The sequence below is a fragment of the Mycobacterium branderi genome, assembly GCF_010728725.1.
Classification (GTDB): domain Bacteria; phylum Actinomycetota; class Actinomycetes; order Mycobacteriales; family Mycobacteriaceae; genus Mycobacterium; species Mycobacterium branderi.
Window position 1 is genome coordinate 377,670 of record NZ_AP022606.1, and the last position, 13,835, is coordinate 391,504.

Genomic DNA, 13,835 nt, shown 5'->3' on the forward strand with positions numbered 1-13,835 from the left:
GCGTCAAGGCTGCGGCGCGAGTAGCGGCAGCAGCCGGTGATCGCGGGTGAACACCCGCCGCACCAGGCCGAGCGCGACCACGACGGTGGTCACCGCCACTGAACCCAGGATCAAAAACATCACTACGGCCTGCACGAGCACGGCCTGCACCGGGGAGACCCCGGCGAGGATCAGCCCGGTCATCGCGCCGGGCAGAAACACCAGCCCGGTCGCCTTGGTGGTTTCGATCTGCGGGGATACCGCCGAGCGCAGCGCGATCCGCAGATACGGCGCGGCGGCTTGCCGGTAGGGCTGCCCGAGGGCCAGCCGCGCCTCGACCTCGGCGCGTTTGTCGCGCAGCTCGTCGACCAGTCGCCGGGCCACCAGCACGGTGGCCGTCATCGAGTTGCCGATCATCATCCCCGCGATCGGTACCAGGGTGCGCGGCTGCAGCGGAAATACCCGCAGCCCGAATATCACTCCCAGAGTGACCACCGCCGCGGCGGTGAACGCGGCGACGGCCAGCACGCCCAGCCGCGGCACCTCGGGCGCGCGCCGGCGTGCAACGTCGCCCGCGTAGGCGACCATGCCCGCGGTCCATGCCCACGACCACCACAGCGAGCGGCCGGGCGCAAACAGTAGCGTCAGCGCTCCGCCCACGAGCAGCAGCTGGGCCAGCGCGCGGGTCGCCGCCCACAGCACCTGCCGCTCCAGACCGAGGCGCTGCCACAGCGAGATCGCCGCCGCGAACGCCACCAGGGCCAGCGACGTCGCCAGTCCCACCCAGCCGACTTCGCCGTTCATCGCGTCACCTCCTCCAGCCCGACACAGCGGCCGCGTTCGATGCGCAGCACCCGGTCGGCGATCCGCTCGAGCTGCGCGGCGTCGTGAGTGACCCACAACGCCGGTATGCCGTCGTCGTGGGCGAGTTCCCGCACCGCGGCCTCGATCACCGCCGCGGCGGCGGCGTCCACCGCGGAGGTCGGTTCGTCCAGCAGCAGCACCTGGGGTCGGGCAATCAGTGTGCGGGCCAGACACATTCGTTGCGCTTCCCCGCCGGACAGAGAGGCCGTGTCGCGGTCCAGCCACGAGCCGGTCAACGCCACCCGCGTCAATGTCTCGGCCATCGCAGACTCGGAGACCTGCGGGTCGGCGACACGCAAATTGTCGGCCACCGTGCCGGGAAACGGGGTGGGGCGCTGAAAGCACATGCCAACCCGGCGTCGCAGCCACAACGGATCGATGTCGGCAATGTCCTTGCCGCAGAACGACACTCGGCCGCTGGTCGGCACCTCCAGCCGATTGCACAGTCGCAGCAGGGTCGACTTGCCCGAGCCCGACGGCCCGAACACCACCGTGACGCCCTGCTGCGGAACAGCGGCGGTGAAGCCATCCAGCGCGCGGATTCCGCCCCGCTCCACCACGACGTCGGCGAAGTCGAACACCGTGTCGGGGTTCTTATCGACCACTGCGCCTCCTCGCCTGCAGACTGTATCGGGGTCGGTTAACGTGCTGCGAGTGCAAGCCGATGCGGCGCCGGTTGCTCGACGCGACTTCCTCAAGTGGAGCAGCCTGGCCATCCTGACTGCCGGAGGTCTCGCGACGGGAACGGCGTCGAGCTGTCTGCGGTCGCCGGGCAAGGCCGACTACACGTTGCGGATCGCGGTGACGGATGTGGAAGTTGCCCCGGGCAAGCTCATCACGACCGACCTACAACGGCCAATTCCCCGGACCGCTGCTGCGGTTCACCGCGGGCAAACCGACTCGGGTCGACGTGCACAACGACACCGACATTCCCCAACAGCTGCATTGGCACGGGCAGCGCCTGCCGGTGGATGTCGACGGTTCCGCCGAAGAAGGCACGCCGTTCATCCCGGCCCACGGCATGCGCCGAATTTCGTTCGTCCCAGGCCCGGCCGGTTTCCGCTTCTACCACACCCATCTCACTCCGGCCGCCGACATGACCGGCGGCCAGTACAGCGGCCTGGTCGGCCCGGTGTACATCGAGCCCAACAATGATCCCGGCTCCTATGACCGCGAAGCCTTCCTCACGCTCAAGGAATTTGAGCCCAGCCTCACCCAGAGCGAAGAGATGGACAGCGACTTCCTGGCCGGAGACGCCGTTGCCGAGCTGCAGAACACCGGCGAGCAAGCGATGGCCACATCGGTGGCGGCCGGCACGCCGCACGGTTACGAGGTCGGCTACGACACCTTCACCGTCAACGGGCGCACACTCGGCCACGGCGAGCCGATCCGGGTGAAAGCCGGTGAGCGGCTGCTGCTCCACGTGCTCAACGGCAGCGCAACGGAAAATCGAAGCCTCGCCCTGCCCGGCCACACGTTCACCGTCATTGCCCTGGACGGCAACCCGGTGCCCAAGCCTGCCAGTGTGCCGGTGCTGTGGCTGGGCGCCGGCGAGCGTGTCTCGGCGATCGTCGAGCTGACCCACCCCGGCATCTGGGTCCTCGGCGACCTGTCCGACGAAGATCGCCGGCGCGGTATGGGTGTGGTGGTCGAGTACGCCGGGCGCACAGGCAGCCCAGAATGGGCATCGCCACCTGTATTCCGATGGGACTACCGGTTATTCGCCGCAGCAGGCCAAACCCCGGCGCCCGTTGACCACGTCATCGACATGCTCATCGAAAAGCGCAACGCGGCTCACGACGGGTTCAACGTCTGGACCATCAACGGGACGGCGTTCACGATGGACAGCAAGCAACCGGTGCTCGACATCTCCTCCGGTAAGCGGTATCGGCTGCGGTTCCGCAACGCCAGCGACGACCTCCACCCCATGCACCTGCACCGGCACACCTTCGAAATCACCCATGTCGCAGGCACACCCACCGCCGGTATCCGCAAGGACGTCGCCATGCTCGGCGGCTACCAGACCATGGACGTCGACTTCCTCGCCGACCAGCCCGGCTTGTCGCTACTGCACTGTCACCAACAGCTGCACATGGATTTCGGGTTCATGTTGTTGCTGCACTGCTCCTGATGCGGGCCATCAGCCGATCAGGACGGCGAACCGCGGCTTGATCACCTCATCGATGATCGCCAGCCGCTCGTCGAACGGAATGAACGCCGACTTCATCGCATTGATCGTGAACCGCTCGAGGTCGCTCCAGCCATAGCCGAATGCTTCTACCAGCCGGTGCATTTCGCGGCTCATCGACGTGTCGCTCATCAGCCGGTTATCGGTGTTGATGGTCACCCGGAACCGGGCCCGGGCCAGCAGGTCGAACGGGTGCTCGGCGATGCTGGCTACCACACCGGAATGCACGTTGGAGCTGGGGCACAGCTCCAGGGGAATTCGCTTGTCCCGCAAGATCGATGCCTGCTGGCCGAGCCGCACGGTGCCGTCGTCGTCGACGTCGATGTCGTCGACGATGCGCACCCCGTGACCGAGCCGGTCGGCACTGCAGAACGCGATCGCCTCGTGAATCGACGGCAGCCCGAACGCCTCGCCGGCGTGAATCGTGAAGCGCGCGTTGTGGTCTCGCATGTATTCGAACGCGTCCAGGTGCCGGGTCGGCGGATAGCCGGCCTCCGCGCCGGCGATGTCGAAACCGACGACGCCCTTGTCCCGGAACCGGATCGCCAGCTCGGCGATCTCGCGGGACAGCGCGGCGTGGCGCATCGCGGTGACCAGGCAGCGGACGGTGATCGGACGGCCGGCCGCAGCGGCGGCCTTCTCGCCATCGGCGAATCCGGCCAGCACGGTGTCCACGACCTCGTCGAACGACAGCCCGCGGTTGATGTGCAGCTCGGGGGCGAACCGCACCTCGGCGTAGACGACGTTGTCGGCGGCCAGGTCCTCCACGCACTCGACGGCGACCCGGTGCAGCGCCTCGGGCGTCTGCATCACCGCCACGGTGTGCGCGAACGGCTCCAGGTAGCGCTCCAACGATCCGCTGTAGGAGCGAGTGTGAAACCAGCGAGCGAGCTCGTCGACGTCGGTGGCGGGCAGGTCGTCGTAGCCCAGTTCCCCGGCAAGGTCCAACACGGTGGCCGGGCGCAGCCCGCCGTCGAGGTGATCGTGCAGCAGCGCTTTGGGTGCCTGCTGGATGGCCTCCAGGCTCAGCGGCGTCGTCATCCGGTGATCCGATCGATGACCAGGGGCCGCGGGGCCGGCGGTACATCCCCGACGCTCCAGCCGCCGTCGAGCTCGGCCATTGCCGCGGGGAAGCGTTCGGGGGTGTCGGTGTACAGGGTGAACAGCGGCTCACCGGCGGCGACGGGCTCGCCGGGCCGGCGGTGGATGCGGATCCCGGCGCCGGGCTGCACCCGCTCGCCCGGGCGGGACCTGCCCGCGCCGAGCCGCCATGCCGTCATTCCCACTGCCATCGCGTCGATATCGCCCATTGTGCCGCCCCGAGGCGCGGTGACGCTCTCCGAACACGCGCCGACGGGCAACGGCACCGACAAGTCGCCGCCTTGCGCGGCGATCAGCGCCCGGAACCGGTCCATAGCGGTGCCGTCGCGCAGAGTCTGCGCCGGGTCGCGGCCGTCGACGCCGGCGAGCCGCAGCATCTCGGTGGCCAGCGTCACCGTCAGCTCCACGACGTCGGGCGGACCGCCGCCGGCCAGCACGTCCAGCGCCTCGGCGACCTCCAGCGCGTTGCCGGCGGTAAGGCCCAGCGGACGGTTCATGTCGGTCAGCAGCGCGTGCGTCGGCACCCCGTGCGCCGCGCCGAGCCGGACCATCGTGTGCGCCAGCTCGCGGGCACGGTCCTCGGAGGTCATGAACGCTCCGGTGCCGACCTTCACGTCGAGCACCAGCGCCCCGGCGCCCTCGGCCAGTTTCTTGCTCATCACCGAGCTGGCGATCAGCGGCAGCGACTCGACGGTGCCGGTGATGTCGCGCAGCGCGTAGAGCTTTGCGTCAGCCGGCGCTAATCGCCCGGCCGCGAAGATGGCTGCGCCGACGTCGCGAAGTTGTTGGCGCACTTGGCTGTTGGTGAGGTCGGCGGTGAAGCCGGCGATGGATTCCAGCTTGTCGAGGGTGCCGCCGGTGTGGCCCAGCCCGCGGCCCGACGCCTGCGGCACCGCCGCGCCGCACGCCGCCACGACCGCCACCAAGGGCAGGGTGATCTTGTCGCCGACCCCGCCGGTGGAGTGCTTGTCGACGGTGAGGAGGTCGCTGAAGTCCAGCCGTTCGCCGGAGGCCATCATCGCCGCTGTCCACCGCGCGGTCTCGTCGGCGTCCATGCCGCGCAGAAAGATCGCCATCAACAGCGCCGACATCTGTTCCTCGGCGATCTGCCCGCCGGTGTAGGCGTCGATCACCCAGTCGATCGCGGCGTCGGAGAGCCGACCGCCGTCGCGTTTGGTCTTGATGACCGTCGGCGCGTCGAAACTCACGGGAGGCTGTCCGGGCCGAACGCGTCCGGCAGCAGGTCGCCGAGCCGGCGCGGCCCGTCGGGATGGCCGATCAGCAAGTCCGGCCCGCCGTGCTCCAACAACACCTGCCGGCAGCGCCCGCAGGGCATCAGCGTTGCCCCGTCGGCGTCGACGCACACCAGCGCCAGAAGCCGGCCGCCGCCGCTCGAATGCAGGGCGCACACCACACCGCACTCGGCGCAGAGACCTAGACCATATGAGACATTCTCCACATTGCAGCCGGTGATCACGCGGCGATCGTCGACCACCGCCGCCGCCCCGACCCGCAATCGCGAGTACGGCGCGTAAGCGCCCTGTGCAGCTTGGATTGCCATGTCCCGCAGGCTATTCCAGTCGATTGCGGCTGTCGTCATGGCATTACCCGACATGTGTGGAACACATCAGCGAGCGCCGTTCACTGTTGGCCAATTCACAAGGCAACCCTAGGGTTTCTGGCCAGCGCCGACACCGGCAACCGCGAAGTGGTTTATCCGCAGCTACAAATGGGTTTAGAGTCCACCCGACGGTTCCATGTAGGAGGCGATCGCAAGCGCGGCGAAGCCGGGCGCAGCGGGTCGCCGACCAGCTACTGGAGGGGGCTGATGACGACGACGTCCGCGGCGGCGCCAGAATCGCGCGCTCGACCGCCGCGCCGGACCCTGTATCGCGGCGACCCGGGTATGTGGTCGTGGGTTCTGCACCGCATCACCGGCGCGACCATCTTCTTCTTCCTGTTCGTACACGTCCTGGACACCGCGCTGGTCCGGGTGGCCCCGCAGACCTACAACGAGGTCATCGACACGTACAAGACGCCGATCGTCGGGCTGATGGAACTCGGCCTGGTCGCCGCGGTGCTCTACCACGCACTCAACGGCGTGCGGGTCATCCTGATCGACTTCTGGGCGCAGGGTCCCCGCTACCAGCGGCTGATGTTCTGGGCGATCACCGCCGTCTGGCTGCTGGTGATGGTTCCGGCGACGGTCGTGATCGGTATCCACATGATCGGGCGCTTCCTATGACCACACCCGACCTCCAGCTGGGCCGCGGCGACATCGCCCCGGTGCGGCAGCGCAGCTACGACCGCCCGGCCGGACTGGACAACCCGCGGGCACCGCGCCGGCCCGGCGGAATGCCCAACTTCGAGAAGTACGCCTGGCTGTTCATGCGGTTCTCCGGCATCGTGCTGGTGTTTCTGGCGCTGGGGCATCTGTTCGTGATGCTGATGTGGGACGACGGCGTCTACCGCATCGACTTCAACTACGTGGCGCAGCGGTGGGCGTCGCCGTTCTGGCAGACGTGGGACCTGCTACTGCTGTGGCTGGCCCAGCTGCACGGCGGCAACGGCCTGCGCACGATCATCGGCGACTACACCCGCAAAGACTCCACCCGCTTCTGGCTGAACACCCTGCTGGCGCTGTCGATGATCTTCACGCTGGTGCTGGGCAGCTACGTCCTGCTGACCTTCGACCCGAACATCTCATGATCCAACAACATCGATACGACGTGGTGATCGTCGGCGCCGGCGGTGCCGGGATGCGGGCCGCCGTCGAGGCCGGGCCCCGGGCGCGCACCGCGGTGCTGACCAAGCTCTACCCCACCCGCAGCCACACCGGCGCCGCCCAGGGCGGCATGTGCGCGGCGCTGGCCAACGTCGAGGACGACAACTGGGAATGGCACACCTTCGACACCGTCAAGGGCGGCGATTATCTCGCCGACCAGGACGCCGTCGAGATCATGTGCAAGGAAGCCATCGACGCCGTGCTGGACCTGGAAAAGATGGGGATGCCGTTCAACCGCACCCCCGAAGGCCGCATCGACCAGCGCCGCTTCGGCGGGCACACCCGCGACCACGGCAAAGCCCCGGTGCGCCGGTCCTGTTACGCCGCCGACCGCACCGGCCACATGATCCTGCAGACGCTGTACCAGAACTGCGTCAAGCACGACGTGCAGTTCTTCAACGAGTTCTACGTCCTGGACTTGGTGCTCACCGAAACAGGCAGCGGCCCGGTGACTTCCGGCGTCGTCGCCTACGAATTGGCTACCGGCGACATCCACGTCTTCCACGCCAAGGCGGTGGTGATCGCCACCGGCGGCTCGGGCCGGATGTACAAGACCACCTCCAACGCGCACACATTGACCGGCGACGGCATCGGGATCGTGTTCCGTAAGGGACTTCCGTTGGAGGACATGGAGTTTCACCAGTTCCACCCGACTGGCCTGGCCGGGCTGGGCATCCTGATCTCCGAGGCGGTGCGCGGCGAGGGCGGCCGGCTGCTCAACGGCGAGGGTGAGCGGTTCATGGAGCGCTACGCGCCGACGATCGTCGACCTGGCGCCGCGCGACATTGTCGCCCGCTCGATGGTGCGCGAAGTGCTGGAGGGCCGCGGCGCCGGGCCTAACAAGGACTACGTCTACATCGACGTTCGCCACCTCGGCGAAGACGTGCTCAACGCCAAGCTGCCCGACATCACCGAGTTCGCCCGCACCTACCTCGGCGTTGACCCGGTCAACGAGCTGGTCCCGGTGTATCCGACGTGTCACTACGTGATGGGCGGCATCCCGACGACGGTCACCGGACAGGTGTTGCGCGACAACACGAACACCGTGCCCGGCTTGTATGCGGCCGGGGAATGCGCGTGCGTGTCGGTGCACGGCGCGAACCGGCTGGGCACCAATTCCCTGTTGGATATCAACGTCTTTGGCCGCCGGGCCGGTATTGCCGCCGCGAATTACGCACTGGGCCATGACTTCGTCGACATGCCACCCGAGCCCGCGGGCATGGTCGTCGGCTGGGTCTCCGACATCCTGTCCGAGCACGGCAACGAGCGCGTCGCCGACATCCGCGGCGCGCTGCAGCAGACGATGGACAACAACGCCGCGGTGTTCCGTACCGAGGAGACGCTGAAGCAGGCTTTGACGGACATCCATGCTCTCAAGGAGCGGTACTCCCGAATCACCGTGCACGACAAGGGAAAGCGGTTCAACAGCGACCTGCTGGAAGCCATCGAGCTGGGCTTCCTGCTGGAGCTGGCCGAGGTCACGGTCGTCGGTGCGTTGAACCGCAAGGAATCTCGTGGCGGGCACGCTCGCGAGGACTACCCCAACCGCGACGACACCAACTACATGCGCCACACGATGGCCTACAAGCAGAGCAGCGGACTGCTGTCCGACATTCGGCTGGATTTCAAGCCCGTCGTGCAGACCCGCTACGAACCCAAGGAGCGGAAGTACTGATGAGCTCGGTCGTCGACAAACCCGAACCCGGGGATCCGCCGCTGCCGCCGATCCCCGAGGGCGCGGTGATGGTGACGCTGAAGATCGCGCGGTTCAACCCGGAGAACCCCGACGCCGCCGGCTGGCAGAGCTTCCGGGTTCCGTGCCTGCCGAGCGACCGGCTGCTCAACCTGCTGATCTACGTCAAGAGCTATCTCGACGGGACGCTGACCTTCCGGCGCTCCTGTGCGCACGGGGTGTGCGGGTCGGACGCGATGCGGATCAACGGCGTGAACCGGTTGGCGTGCAAGGTGTTGATGCGCGACCTGCTGCCGAAAAAGCCGGGCAAGCAGCTGACCATCACCGTCGAGCCGATCCGCGGGCTGCCGGTCGAAAAAGACCTCGTGGTCGACATGGAGCCGTTCTTCGACGCCTACCGCGCGGTGAAGCCCTACCTGATCACCAGCGGCAACCCGCCGACCCGCGAACGCATCCAGAGCCAAACCGACCGCGCCCGCTACGACGACACCACTAAATGCATTCTGTGCGCGGCCTGCACGACCAGCTGCCCGGTGTTCTGGAGCGAGGGTTCGTACTTCGGGCCGGCCGCGATCGTCAACGCGCACCGCTTCATCTTCGACAGCCGCGACGAGGGTGCGGCCGAGCGACTGGACATCCTCAACGAGGCCGACGGGGTGTGGCGCTGCCGCACCACGTTCAACTGCACCGAGGCCTGCCCGCGCGGCATCGAGGTGACCAAGGCCATCCAGGAGGTCAAGCGCGCGCTGATGTTCGCGCGCTAAAGGTTGCCGCTCGTCACACCCTGGCGGGTTGCCTCGTCTAACGGGTATGACACAGAAAACCCGCATCGAACCGCTATCCCCCAAGCAAGCCAACCTGTTGACCCGCATCATGTACCGGGTTGCCAAGCGGCGCTTCGGTGAGGTCCCCGAACCCTTCACCGTCGCTGCCCATCACCCGCGACTGCTGGTCGCCAACGCCGTACACGAGTCCATGCTGCAGTCCGCCTCACGCAAGCTGCCGGCGAGCGTGCGTGAGCTGGCGGTGTTTTGGACCGCCCGTACCATCGGCTGCTCGTGGTGTGTCGACTTCGGGTCGATGCTGCAGCGCCTCGACGGCCTGGACGTCGAAAGGCTCAAGAACATAGACGGTTACGCAACTTCTCCGCTTTTCACCGACGACGAGCGGGCCGCGATCGCCTACGCCGACGCGATGACCACCGATCCGCACTCCGTCACCGACGAGCAGGTCGCCGATTTACGGGCACGCTTCGGCGACGCCGGCGTGATCGAGCTGAGCTATCAGATCGGCGTAGAGAACATGCGGGCCCGGATGTATTCGGCACTCGGCATCACCGAACAGGGCTTCAATTCCGGTGATGCCTGCCGGGTGCCGTGGGCCTAGCGACTCGCCGCGAAAACAGCGCTACAGTGACGCAATGCGCGTCTGGGACCTGGGCTCGGGCCGGTTCATGGTTGCCGGCGCGTTCTCGGATCTCGCGCTCCACCATCACCCTGCCGTTCAGGTCACGGTCGGCGGGCAGGGTGTTTTAACGGTCGGCGACGCCGGTGATGCGCACGACGTCTGCCGGGTGGTCGTGGTGGCGAGCGGTGCACGCCATGCCGTGCGGTCGGATCCGGAATCCGACGCGCTGACACTGTATTTCGGGCCACATACACCGCAGGGCGATGCGCTGAACACGTTGAGCCGTAGCCGCGGTCGCCGAGGTGTGTGGATCATCGACGACGGACAGCGACTGGCCGAGGCGACAGCCACGCTGCTCGACCGGAATGGTCCGCATGCCGCAGCCGACTTCCTCGTCGATCAGCTCCACGGAATGCCAAACCAATGCTCCAGCGAGCCACCGACCGTCCATCCGCAGCTACGGCAAGCGATCGAAGTCGTTTCGAGCCGCGTGCCCGATCACATCGACCTGGCTTCGGTGGCGGGGGCCGTCGCGCTGTCGCCCGACTACCTCGGGCGGCTGTGCAAGCAGCAGACGGGCCTCTCGTTCTCGGCCGCCATCCGCTGGCAGCGCCTAGTGACCGCCATCGGCCACCTGGTCGACGGCCGCTCCGTCACCGATGCCGCCCACCTGGCCGGATTCGCCGACGGCTCGCACGCCAACAAAGTGTGCTGGGAGATGACCGGAGCGGCCCCACGCGAGTTCGCGCAAGCCGTTCGCAAAACCCAGATCTGACGGATCCATACAAGCGTTCCCATCGTGGTTGACCCACGCTTGGGACATGCCCGTGATGTCACAATTCGAACGTGCCTACTGCTGCAGCGCCGCGTGGCGACTGGCCAGCTCGGCGATCGCGCGGGCACTTCGCGCCCAACGACTGGGCCACGACATCCTGGAAATCGGCGCGGGCAGTGGCTCCGTTGCCCAACAGATCCTCTCAAAGGATCCCGAACTTGCCTGGGTGGCAATAGATATCGACCCACACATGACGATTCGTTCGACTCCGTCGTCAGTTGTGTGATGCTGCATCACATCATCGATTGGGAACGCGCGGTCGCGGAGGTGGTACGCGTATTGCGGCCGGGCGGAACATTCGTTGGCTATGACCTTGCCCGCACACCGCTGGCCAGTCTGTTTCGCCGCATAGACGGCTCTGCGCATATCGTGCCTCGCAAATTTCGCACCGAGTGCGCGCGACAAGGGCTCACCGTCAGCGTCCAGTCCCAACTTCTCGGCCACGTCATGCGATTCGTCGGCCGCAAAGACACCAACGTCCAGAACGGAGAAATCTCATGGCAGCACCGTTAGGTACCCGCACTAAGGCAGCAGTCCTTCGCACGCTATTCAAGTTGCCCACGCCGGCACGCCGCCTACTGGCAGGCCCGCCGGTCCGAATCGACGGGCAGGAACAAGCGCTCGATGCCCAGCTCATGATCCGGATCAAAAACCGTTCCGGCTCAGATGTTTTCACCGACCCGATTGAGGAGGCGCGGATACGCTACGACGGCCTCCCGCGACTCCTCGGGTACCAATCGCCTTTACCTGTCGCGACGCGGGAGATCGTTATCCCCGCCGAGCACGGGTACATCCCGGCCACCTTGTACACCCCTGCCGGCCTCGCAACCCCGTCGGGCCTGCTGCTGTACTACCACGGCGGCGGCTTCTCCGTCGGCTCACGCATCAGCCACGACCCAGTCGCCCGTTTCTTTGCGATCAACGCCGCCGTGCAAGTGCTGTCGGTCGAGTATCGACGCGCGCCCGAGCACCGGTTCCCCGCTGCTGTAGAGGACGCGATGACCGCCTTCGACTATGCGTGCCAGCAGGCCGCTGACCTGGGTGCCGATCCGCACCGCATCGCGGTCGGCGGAGACAGCGCCGGCGGCAATCTTGCAGCGGTCACCGCGCAGCAGGCGACGCGACGTGGCGGTCCGCTTCCGAGGTTTCAGCTGCTGATGTATCCCCCGACCGACCTGAGCACCCGTCGGCCCTCGCGTGACCTTTTCAACCACAGCTCCACCTTCACCGACCAGAATTTGCAGTGGGCGCTGAGCAATTACCTGCCGCCGGGAACCGATCTGAGCGATCCGCGATTGTCCCCACTGCACGGCGACGTCAAGGGCTTGCCGCCCGCCTATATCGCCACCGCGGGTTTTGATCCGCTGCGCGACGAGGGCGAGGCATACGCGAATAAACTGCGTGCCGGCGGAGTCCCGGTAGTGCTGAGCCGCCAGGCCGACCTACCCCACGCATTCCTCAACTTCGTGGCCCTCGGGGGTCGGTTCGCCCAAGCCGCCGCCGAGGCGGCCGAGGCGCTGAAACTCGGCCTCGCCGTCGCTACCGAGACCGCAGTGGAGAACCGGTACTAATGCTAACCAGCAGGCGTGATTTCGATGTAGGCCATCGGGATGTGCAGCGCTTCGCTGCTTTTGTCGAGGCTGTGCTCCAACGCCTTCATGGGCCTGCTCCAGTTCGCCGCAATCACCTCGTTCGCATGCGCGTGTTCGGACTCCGGCAGGATTCGGGCGACCCCGGCGACGGCCGGGCCCTTCGGTTTCCCGCGCAGATTGCTCGGTGCGACGACGACGCGCGGATTGTTGCGGATCCGCTTGACCTTGCCGGTGGAGGCATCGGTGCGCACGTAGATCTTCCCGTCGGCGACACCATGATTGATCGGGCTCGGCATCGCCTCGCCAGAACGCTTGAACGTCACGAGCACGATCTGACGCGTCTTGTCGAAACCGGTGAAATCGGCGCCCTGAGGATCACCAAGGTCGAAGGCGCTGCGATGGCGCAGCTTGTCCATGCCGCGAAACATCAACGCATTCATCTTCTTTACGGCGTTACTGGTCATGCTCACCCTTCCATTCGTCACGCAGCGGAGAGCCGGTGAACTTGTCGGGATTGGCGATATCCCATATCGCGCAAACCTTTCCGTCGCGCACCGTCATCGCGGTGATGCGGGGCATCATCTCCCAATACTCGCCGTATCCCGGCGCCCCCGCGGTATAGGTGCCCAATTCGCCGTTGACCAGCGCCAGCTGGTTCGCCGCCACGAACGACGGCCCGTAGCGTTGCGCCAACCCGAACAGGAAGCGCGCCACCTTGTCGGCCCCGTGGATGACCCTGGCGGCCGTCGGCGCCCTGCGGTTGGAGTCGCCGGTGAACGTCACGTCCGGGTGCAGCAGGGCCACCGCACCGGCCATGTCGCCGGACGCGATGGCCGCCATCAGCTTGCCCACCACCTCGTTGTGGGTCGGGTCCGGTTCCGGTGGCGGCGCGTCGGCGACGGCCTTGCGGGCCCGCGACGCCAGCTGCCGGGCGGCGGCCGCACTGGTGCCCAGCACCTCGGCGACTTCGGGGAACGGCACCGAGAACCCGTCGTGCAGCACGAACGCCACCCGCTGGTCGGGGGAAAGCCGCTCCAGCACCACCATCGCGACAAATCGCGCGTCCTCCCCGGCGACGACGGTACACAACGGGTCGGCGCCGTCGAAACCGGTCACCACCGGCTCGGGCAGCCACTGGCCGACATAGGTCTCGCGACGACGCGCCGCCGACCGCAACCGGTCCAGCGCGAGTCGGCTCACCACCGTGGTCAACCACGCTCGCAGGTCCGCAATATCGGTATCGGCGGCATTCCACCGAAGCCAGGCTTCTTGCACCATGTCCTCGGCGTCGGCCACCGTCCCGGTCAGCCGATACGCGACCGCCAGCAGATGCGGTCGCAACGCTTCGAATTCGTCGACCTGCTGGGCCGAGGTCATCACCCGAGCGTAAC

General features: G+C 67.0%; 16 protein-coding genes and 1 pseudogene. 10 read left to right on the forward strand and 7 right to left on the reverse strand.

Annotated features, from left to right (window positions below):
* Positions 1-3: 3 nt before the first annotated feature.
* Both G6N47_RS02130 and G6N47_RS02135 read right to left on the reverse strand, forming a co-directional pair.
* Entirely contained in the window at positions 4-783 is a 780-nt protein-coding gene (locus G6N47_RS02130; protein ID WP_083129996.1) for an ABC transporter permease, read from the reverse strand.
* Positions 780-1,448 (reverse strand): ABC transporter ATP-binding protein, encoded by a 669-nt coding sequence (locus G6N47_RS02135; RefSeq protein WP_232080105.1) that lies wholly within the window; start codon positions 1,446-1,448, stop codon positions 780-782. Before G6N47_RS02135 ends, G6N47_RS02130 begins: the two co-directional genes overlap by 4 nt.
* A 203-nt stretch (positions 1,449-1,651) precedes the next feature.
* Between G6N47_RS02135 and G6N47_RS02140 the strand changes: the two genes are divergently transcribed.
* Positions 1,652-2,974, forward strand: a complete 1,323-nt coding sequence (locus G6N47_RS02140) for a multicopper oxidase family protein (RefSeq protein ID WP_232080106.1) — start codon at positions 1,652-1,654, stop codon at positions 2,972-2,974.
* A 9-nt stretch (positions 2,975-2,983) separates the two neighbouring features.
* On the opposite strand, the gene G6N47_RS02145 is transcribed toward G6N47_RS02140, so the two are convergent.
* From G6N47_RS02145 to G6N47_RS02155, 3 genes are read right to left on the reverse strand one after another with little or no spacing between them, the layout of a single operon-like run.
* Positions 2,984-4,072, reverse strand: coding sequence for an adenosine deaminase (locus tag G6N47_RS02145; protein ID WP_083129998.1), 1,089 nt, complete (start codon positions 4,070-4,072; stop codon positions 2,984-2,986).
* The gene (locus G6N47_RS02150; RefSeq protein ID WP_083129999.1) at positions 4,069-5,340 is read right to left on the reverse strand and encodes a thymidine phosphorylase; all 1,272 of its coding nucleotides are present in this window, start codon (positions 5,338-5,340) and stop codon (positions 4,069-4,071) included. The genes G6N47_RS02145 and G6N47_RS02150 overlap by 4 nt, the downstream gene beginning before the upstream one ends.
* The gene (locus tag G6N47_RS02155) at positions 5,337-5,732 is read right to left on the reverse strand and encodes a cytidine deaminase (protein ID WP_083130000.1); all 396 of its coding nucleotides are present in this window, start codon (positions 5,730-5,732) and stop codon (positions 5,337-5,339) included. Before G6N47_RS02155 ends, G6N47_RS02150 begins: the two co-directional genes overlap by 4 nt.
* 306 nt (positions 5,733-6,038) lie before the next feature.
* On the opposite strand from G6N47_RS02155, the gene sdhC reads away from it, so the two are divergent.
* From sdhC to G6N47_RS02195, 9 genes and pseudogenes are all read left to right on the forward strand, one after another.
* Complete coding sequence (gene sdhC, locus G6N47_RS02160; protein WP_232080297.1) at positions 6,039-6,377, forward strand: succinate dehydrogenase, cytochrome b556 subunit; 339 nt, start codon at positions 6,039-6,041, stop codon at positions 6,375-6,377.
* On the forward strand, positions 6,374-6,841 hold the full coding sequence (locus G6N47_RS02165; RefSeq protein WP_083130002.1) for a succinate dehydrogenase hydrophobic membrane anchor subunit: 468 nt from the start codon (positions 6,374-6,376) through the stop codon (positions 6,839-6,841). The genes sdhC and G6N47_RS02165 overlap by 4 nt, the downstream gene beginning before the upstream one ends.
* Positions 6,838-8,592 carry a succinate dehydrogenase flavoprotein subunit gene (sdhA, locus tag G6N47_RS02170; RefSeq protein WP_083130003.1) on the forward strand — a complete coding sequence of 585 codons (1,755 nt, stop codon included), beginning with the start codon at positions 6,838-6,840 and terminating at the stop codon, positions 8,590-8,592. The genes G6N47_RS02165 and sdhA overlap by 4 nt, the downstream gene beginning before the upstream one ends.
* Positions 8,592-9,374 (forward strand): succinate dehydrogenase iron-sulfur subunit, encoded by a 783-nt coding sequence (locus tag G6N47_RS02175; RefSeq protein ID WP_083130004.1) that lies wholly within the window; start codon positions 8,592-8,594, stop codon positions 9,372-9,374. The genes sdhA and G6N47_RS02175 overlap by 1 nt, the downstream gene beginning before the upstream one ends.
* Positions 9,375-9,384: 10 nt before the next feature.
* Positions 9,385-9,996 (forward strand): annotated as a pseudogene (locus tag G6N47_RS02180) (carboxymuconolactone decarboxylase family protein); the annotation flags it as partial.
* A gap of 34 nt (positions 9,997-10,030) precedes the next feature.
* Positions 10,031-10,792: an AraC family transcriptional regulator gene (locus G6N47_RS02185; RefSeq protein WP_163659530.1), complete on the forward strand. Its 762-nt coding sequence runs from the start codon at positions 10,031-10,033 to the stop codon at positions 10,790-10,792.
* Positions 10,793-10,838: 46 nt separating this feature from the next.
* On the forward strand, positions 10,839-11,078 hold the full coding sequence (locus G6N47_RS29380; protein ID WP_197945464.1) for a class I SAM-dependent methyltransferase: 240 nt from the start codon (positions 10,839-10,841) through the stop codon (positions 11,076-11,078).
* Positions 11,078-11,365 (forward strand): methyltransferase domain-containing protein, encoded by a 288-nt coding sequence (locus tag G6N47_RS29385; RefSeq protein ID WP_197945465.1) that lies wholly within the window; start codon positions 11,078-11,080, stop codon positions 11,363-11,365. Before G6N47_RS29380 ends, G6N47_RS29385 begins: the two co-directional genes overlap by 1 nt.
* A complete protein-coding gene (locus G6N47_RS02195) occupies positions 11,350-12,423 on the forward strand; it encodes an alpha/beta hydrolase (RefSeq protein WP_083130007.1) in 1,074 nt (357 codons plus the stop codon). The genes G6N47_RS29385 and G6N47_RS02195 overlap by 16 nt, the downstream gene beginning before the upstream one ends.
* Positions 12,424-12,425: 2 nt before the next feature.
* Here the strand turns inward: G6N47_RS02195 and G6N47_RS02200 are convergent, their stop codons facing one another.
* Together G6N47_RS02200 and G6N47_RS02205 are read right to left on the reverse strand one after the other, a co-directional pair.
* Positions 12,426-12,884 (reverse strand): PPOX class F420-dependent oxidoreductase, encoded by a 459-nt coding sequence (locus tag G6N47_RS02200; protein WP_179966421.1) that lies wholly within the window; start codon positions 12,882-12,884, stop codon positions 12,426-12,428.
* Between the two features lie 13 nt (positions 12,885-12,897).
* Positions 12,898-13,821, reverse strand: a complete 924-nt coding sequence (locus G6N47_RS02205) for a sigma-70 family RNA polymerase sigma factor (protein WP_083130009.1) — start codon at positions 13,819-13,821, stop codon at positions 12,898-12,900.
* Positions 13,822-13,835 lie beyond the last annotated feature (14 nt).

Excerpts from the sequence above, each read along its gene's own strand:
- G6N47_RS02130 (WP_083129996.1), bottom strand. The coding sequence starts at position 783 with ATGAACGGCGAAGTCGGCTGGGTGGGACTGGCGACGTCGCTGGCCCTG.
- G6N47_RS02140 (WP_232080106.1), top strand. The coding sequence starts at position 1,652 with ATGTGGAAGTTGCCCCGGGCAAGCTCATCACGACCGACCTACAACGGC.
- G6N47_RS02145 (WP_083129998.1), bottom strand. The coding sequence starts at position 4,072 with ATGACGACGCCGCTGAGCCTGGAGGCCATCCAGCAGGCACCCAAAGCG.
- G6N47_RS02155 (WP_083130000.1), bottom strand. The coding sequence starts at position 5,732 with ATGACGACAGCCGCAATCGACTGGAATAGCCTGCGGGACATGGCAATC.
- sdhC (WP_232080297.1), top strand. The coding sequence starts at position 6,039 with ATGTGGTCGTGGGTTCTGCACCGCATCACCGGCGCGACCATCTTCTTC.
- G6N47_RS02165 (WP_083130002.1), top strand. The coding sequence starts at position 6,374 with ATGACCACACCCGACCTCCAGCTGGGCCGCGGCGACATCGCCCCGGTG.
- sdhA (WP_083130003.1), top strand. The coding sequence starts at position 6,838 with ATGATCCAACAACATCGATACGACGTGGTGATCGTCGGCGCCGGCGGT.
- G6N47_RS02175 (WP_083130004.1), top strand. The coding sequence starts at position 8,592 with ATGAGCTCGGTCGTCGACAAACCCGAACCCGGGGATCCGCCGCTGCCG.
- G6N47_RS02185 (WP_163659530.1), top strand. The coding sequence starts at position 10,031 with ATGCGCGTCTGGGACCTGGGCTCGGGCCGGTTCATGGTTGCCGGCGCG.
- G6N47_RS29380 (WP_197945464.1), top strand. The coding sequence starts at position 10,839 with ATGCCCGTGATGTCACAATTCGAACGTGCCTACTGCTGCAGCGCCGCG.
- G6N47_RS29385 (WP_197945465.1), top strand. The coding sequence starts at position 11,078 with ATGCTGCATCACATCATCGATTGGGAACGCGCGGTCGCGGAGGTGGTA.
- G6N47_RS02195 (WP_083130007.1), top strand. The coding sequence starts at position 11,350 with ATGGCAGCACCGTTAGGTACCCGCACTAAGGCAGCAGTCCTTCGCACG.
- G6N47_RS02200 (WP_179966421.1), bottom strand. The coding sequence starts at position 12,884 with ATGAATGCGTTGATGTTTCGCGGCATGGACAAGCTGCGCCATCGCAGC.
- G6N47_RS02205 (WP_083130009.1), bottom strand. The coding sequence starts at position 13,821 with ATGACCTCGGCCCAGCAGGTCGACGAATTCGAAGCGTTGCGACCGCAT.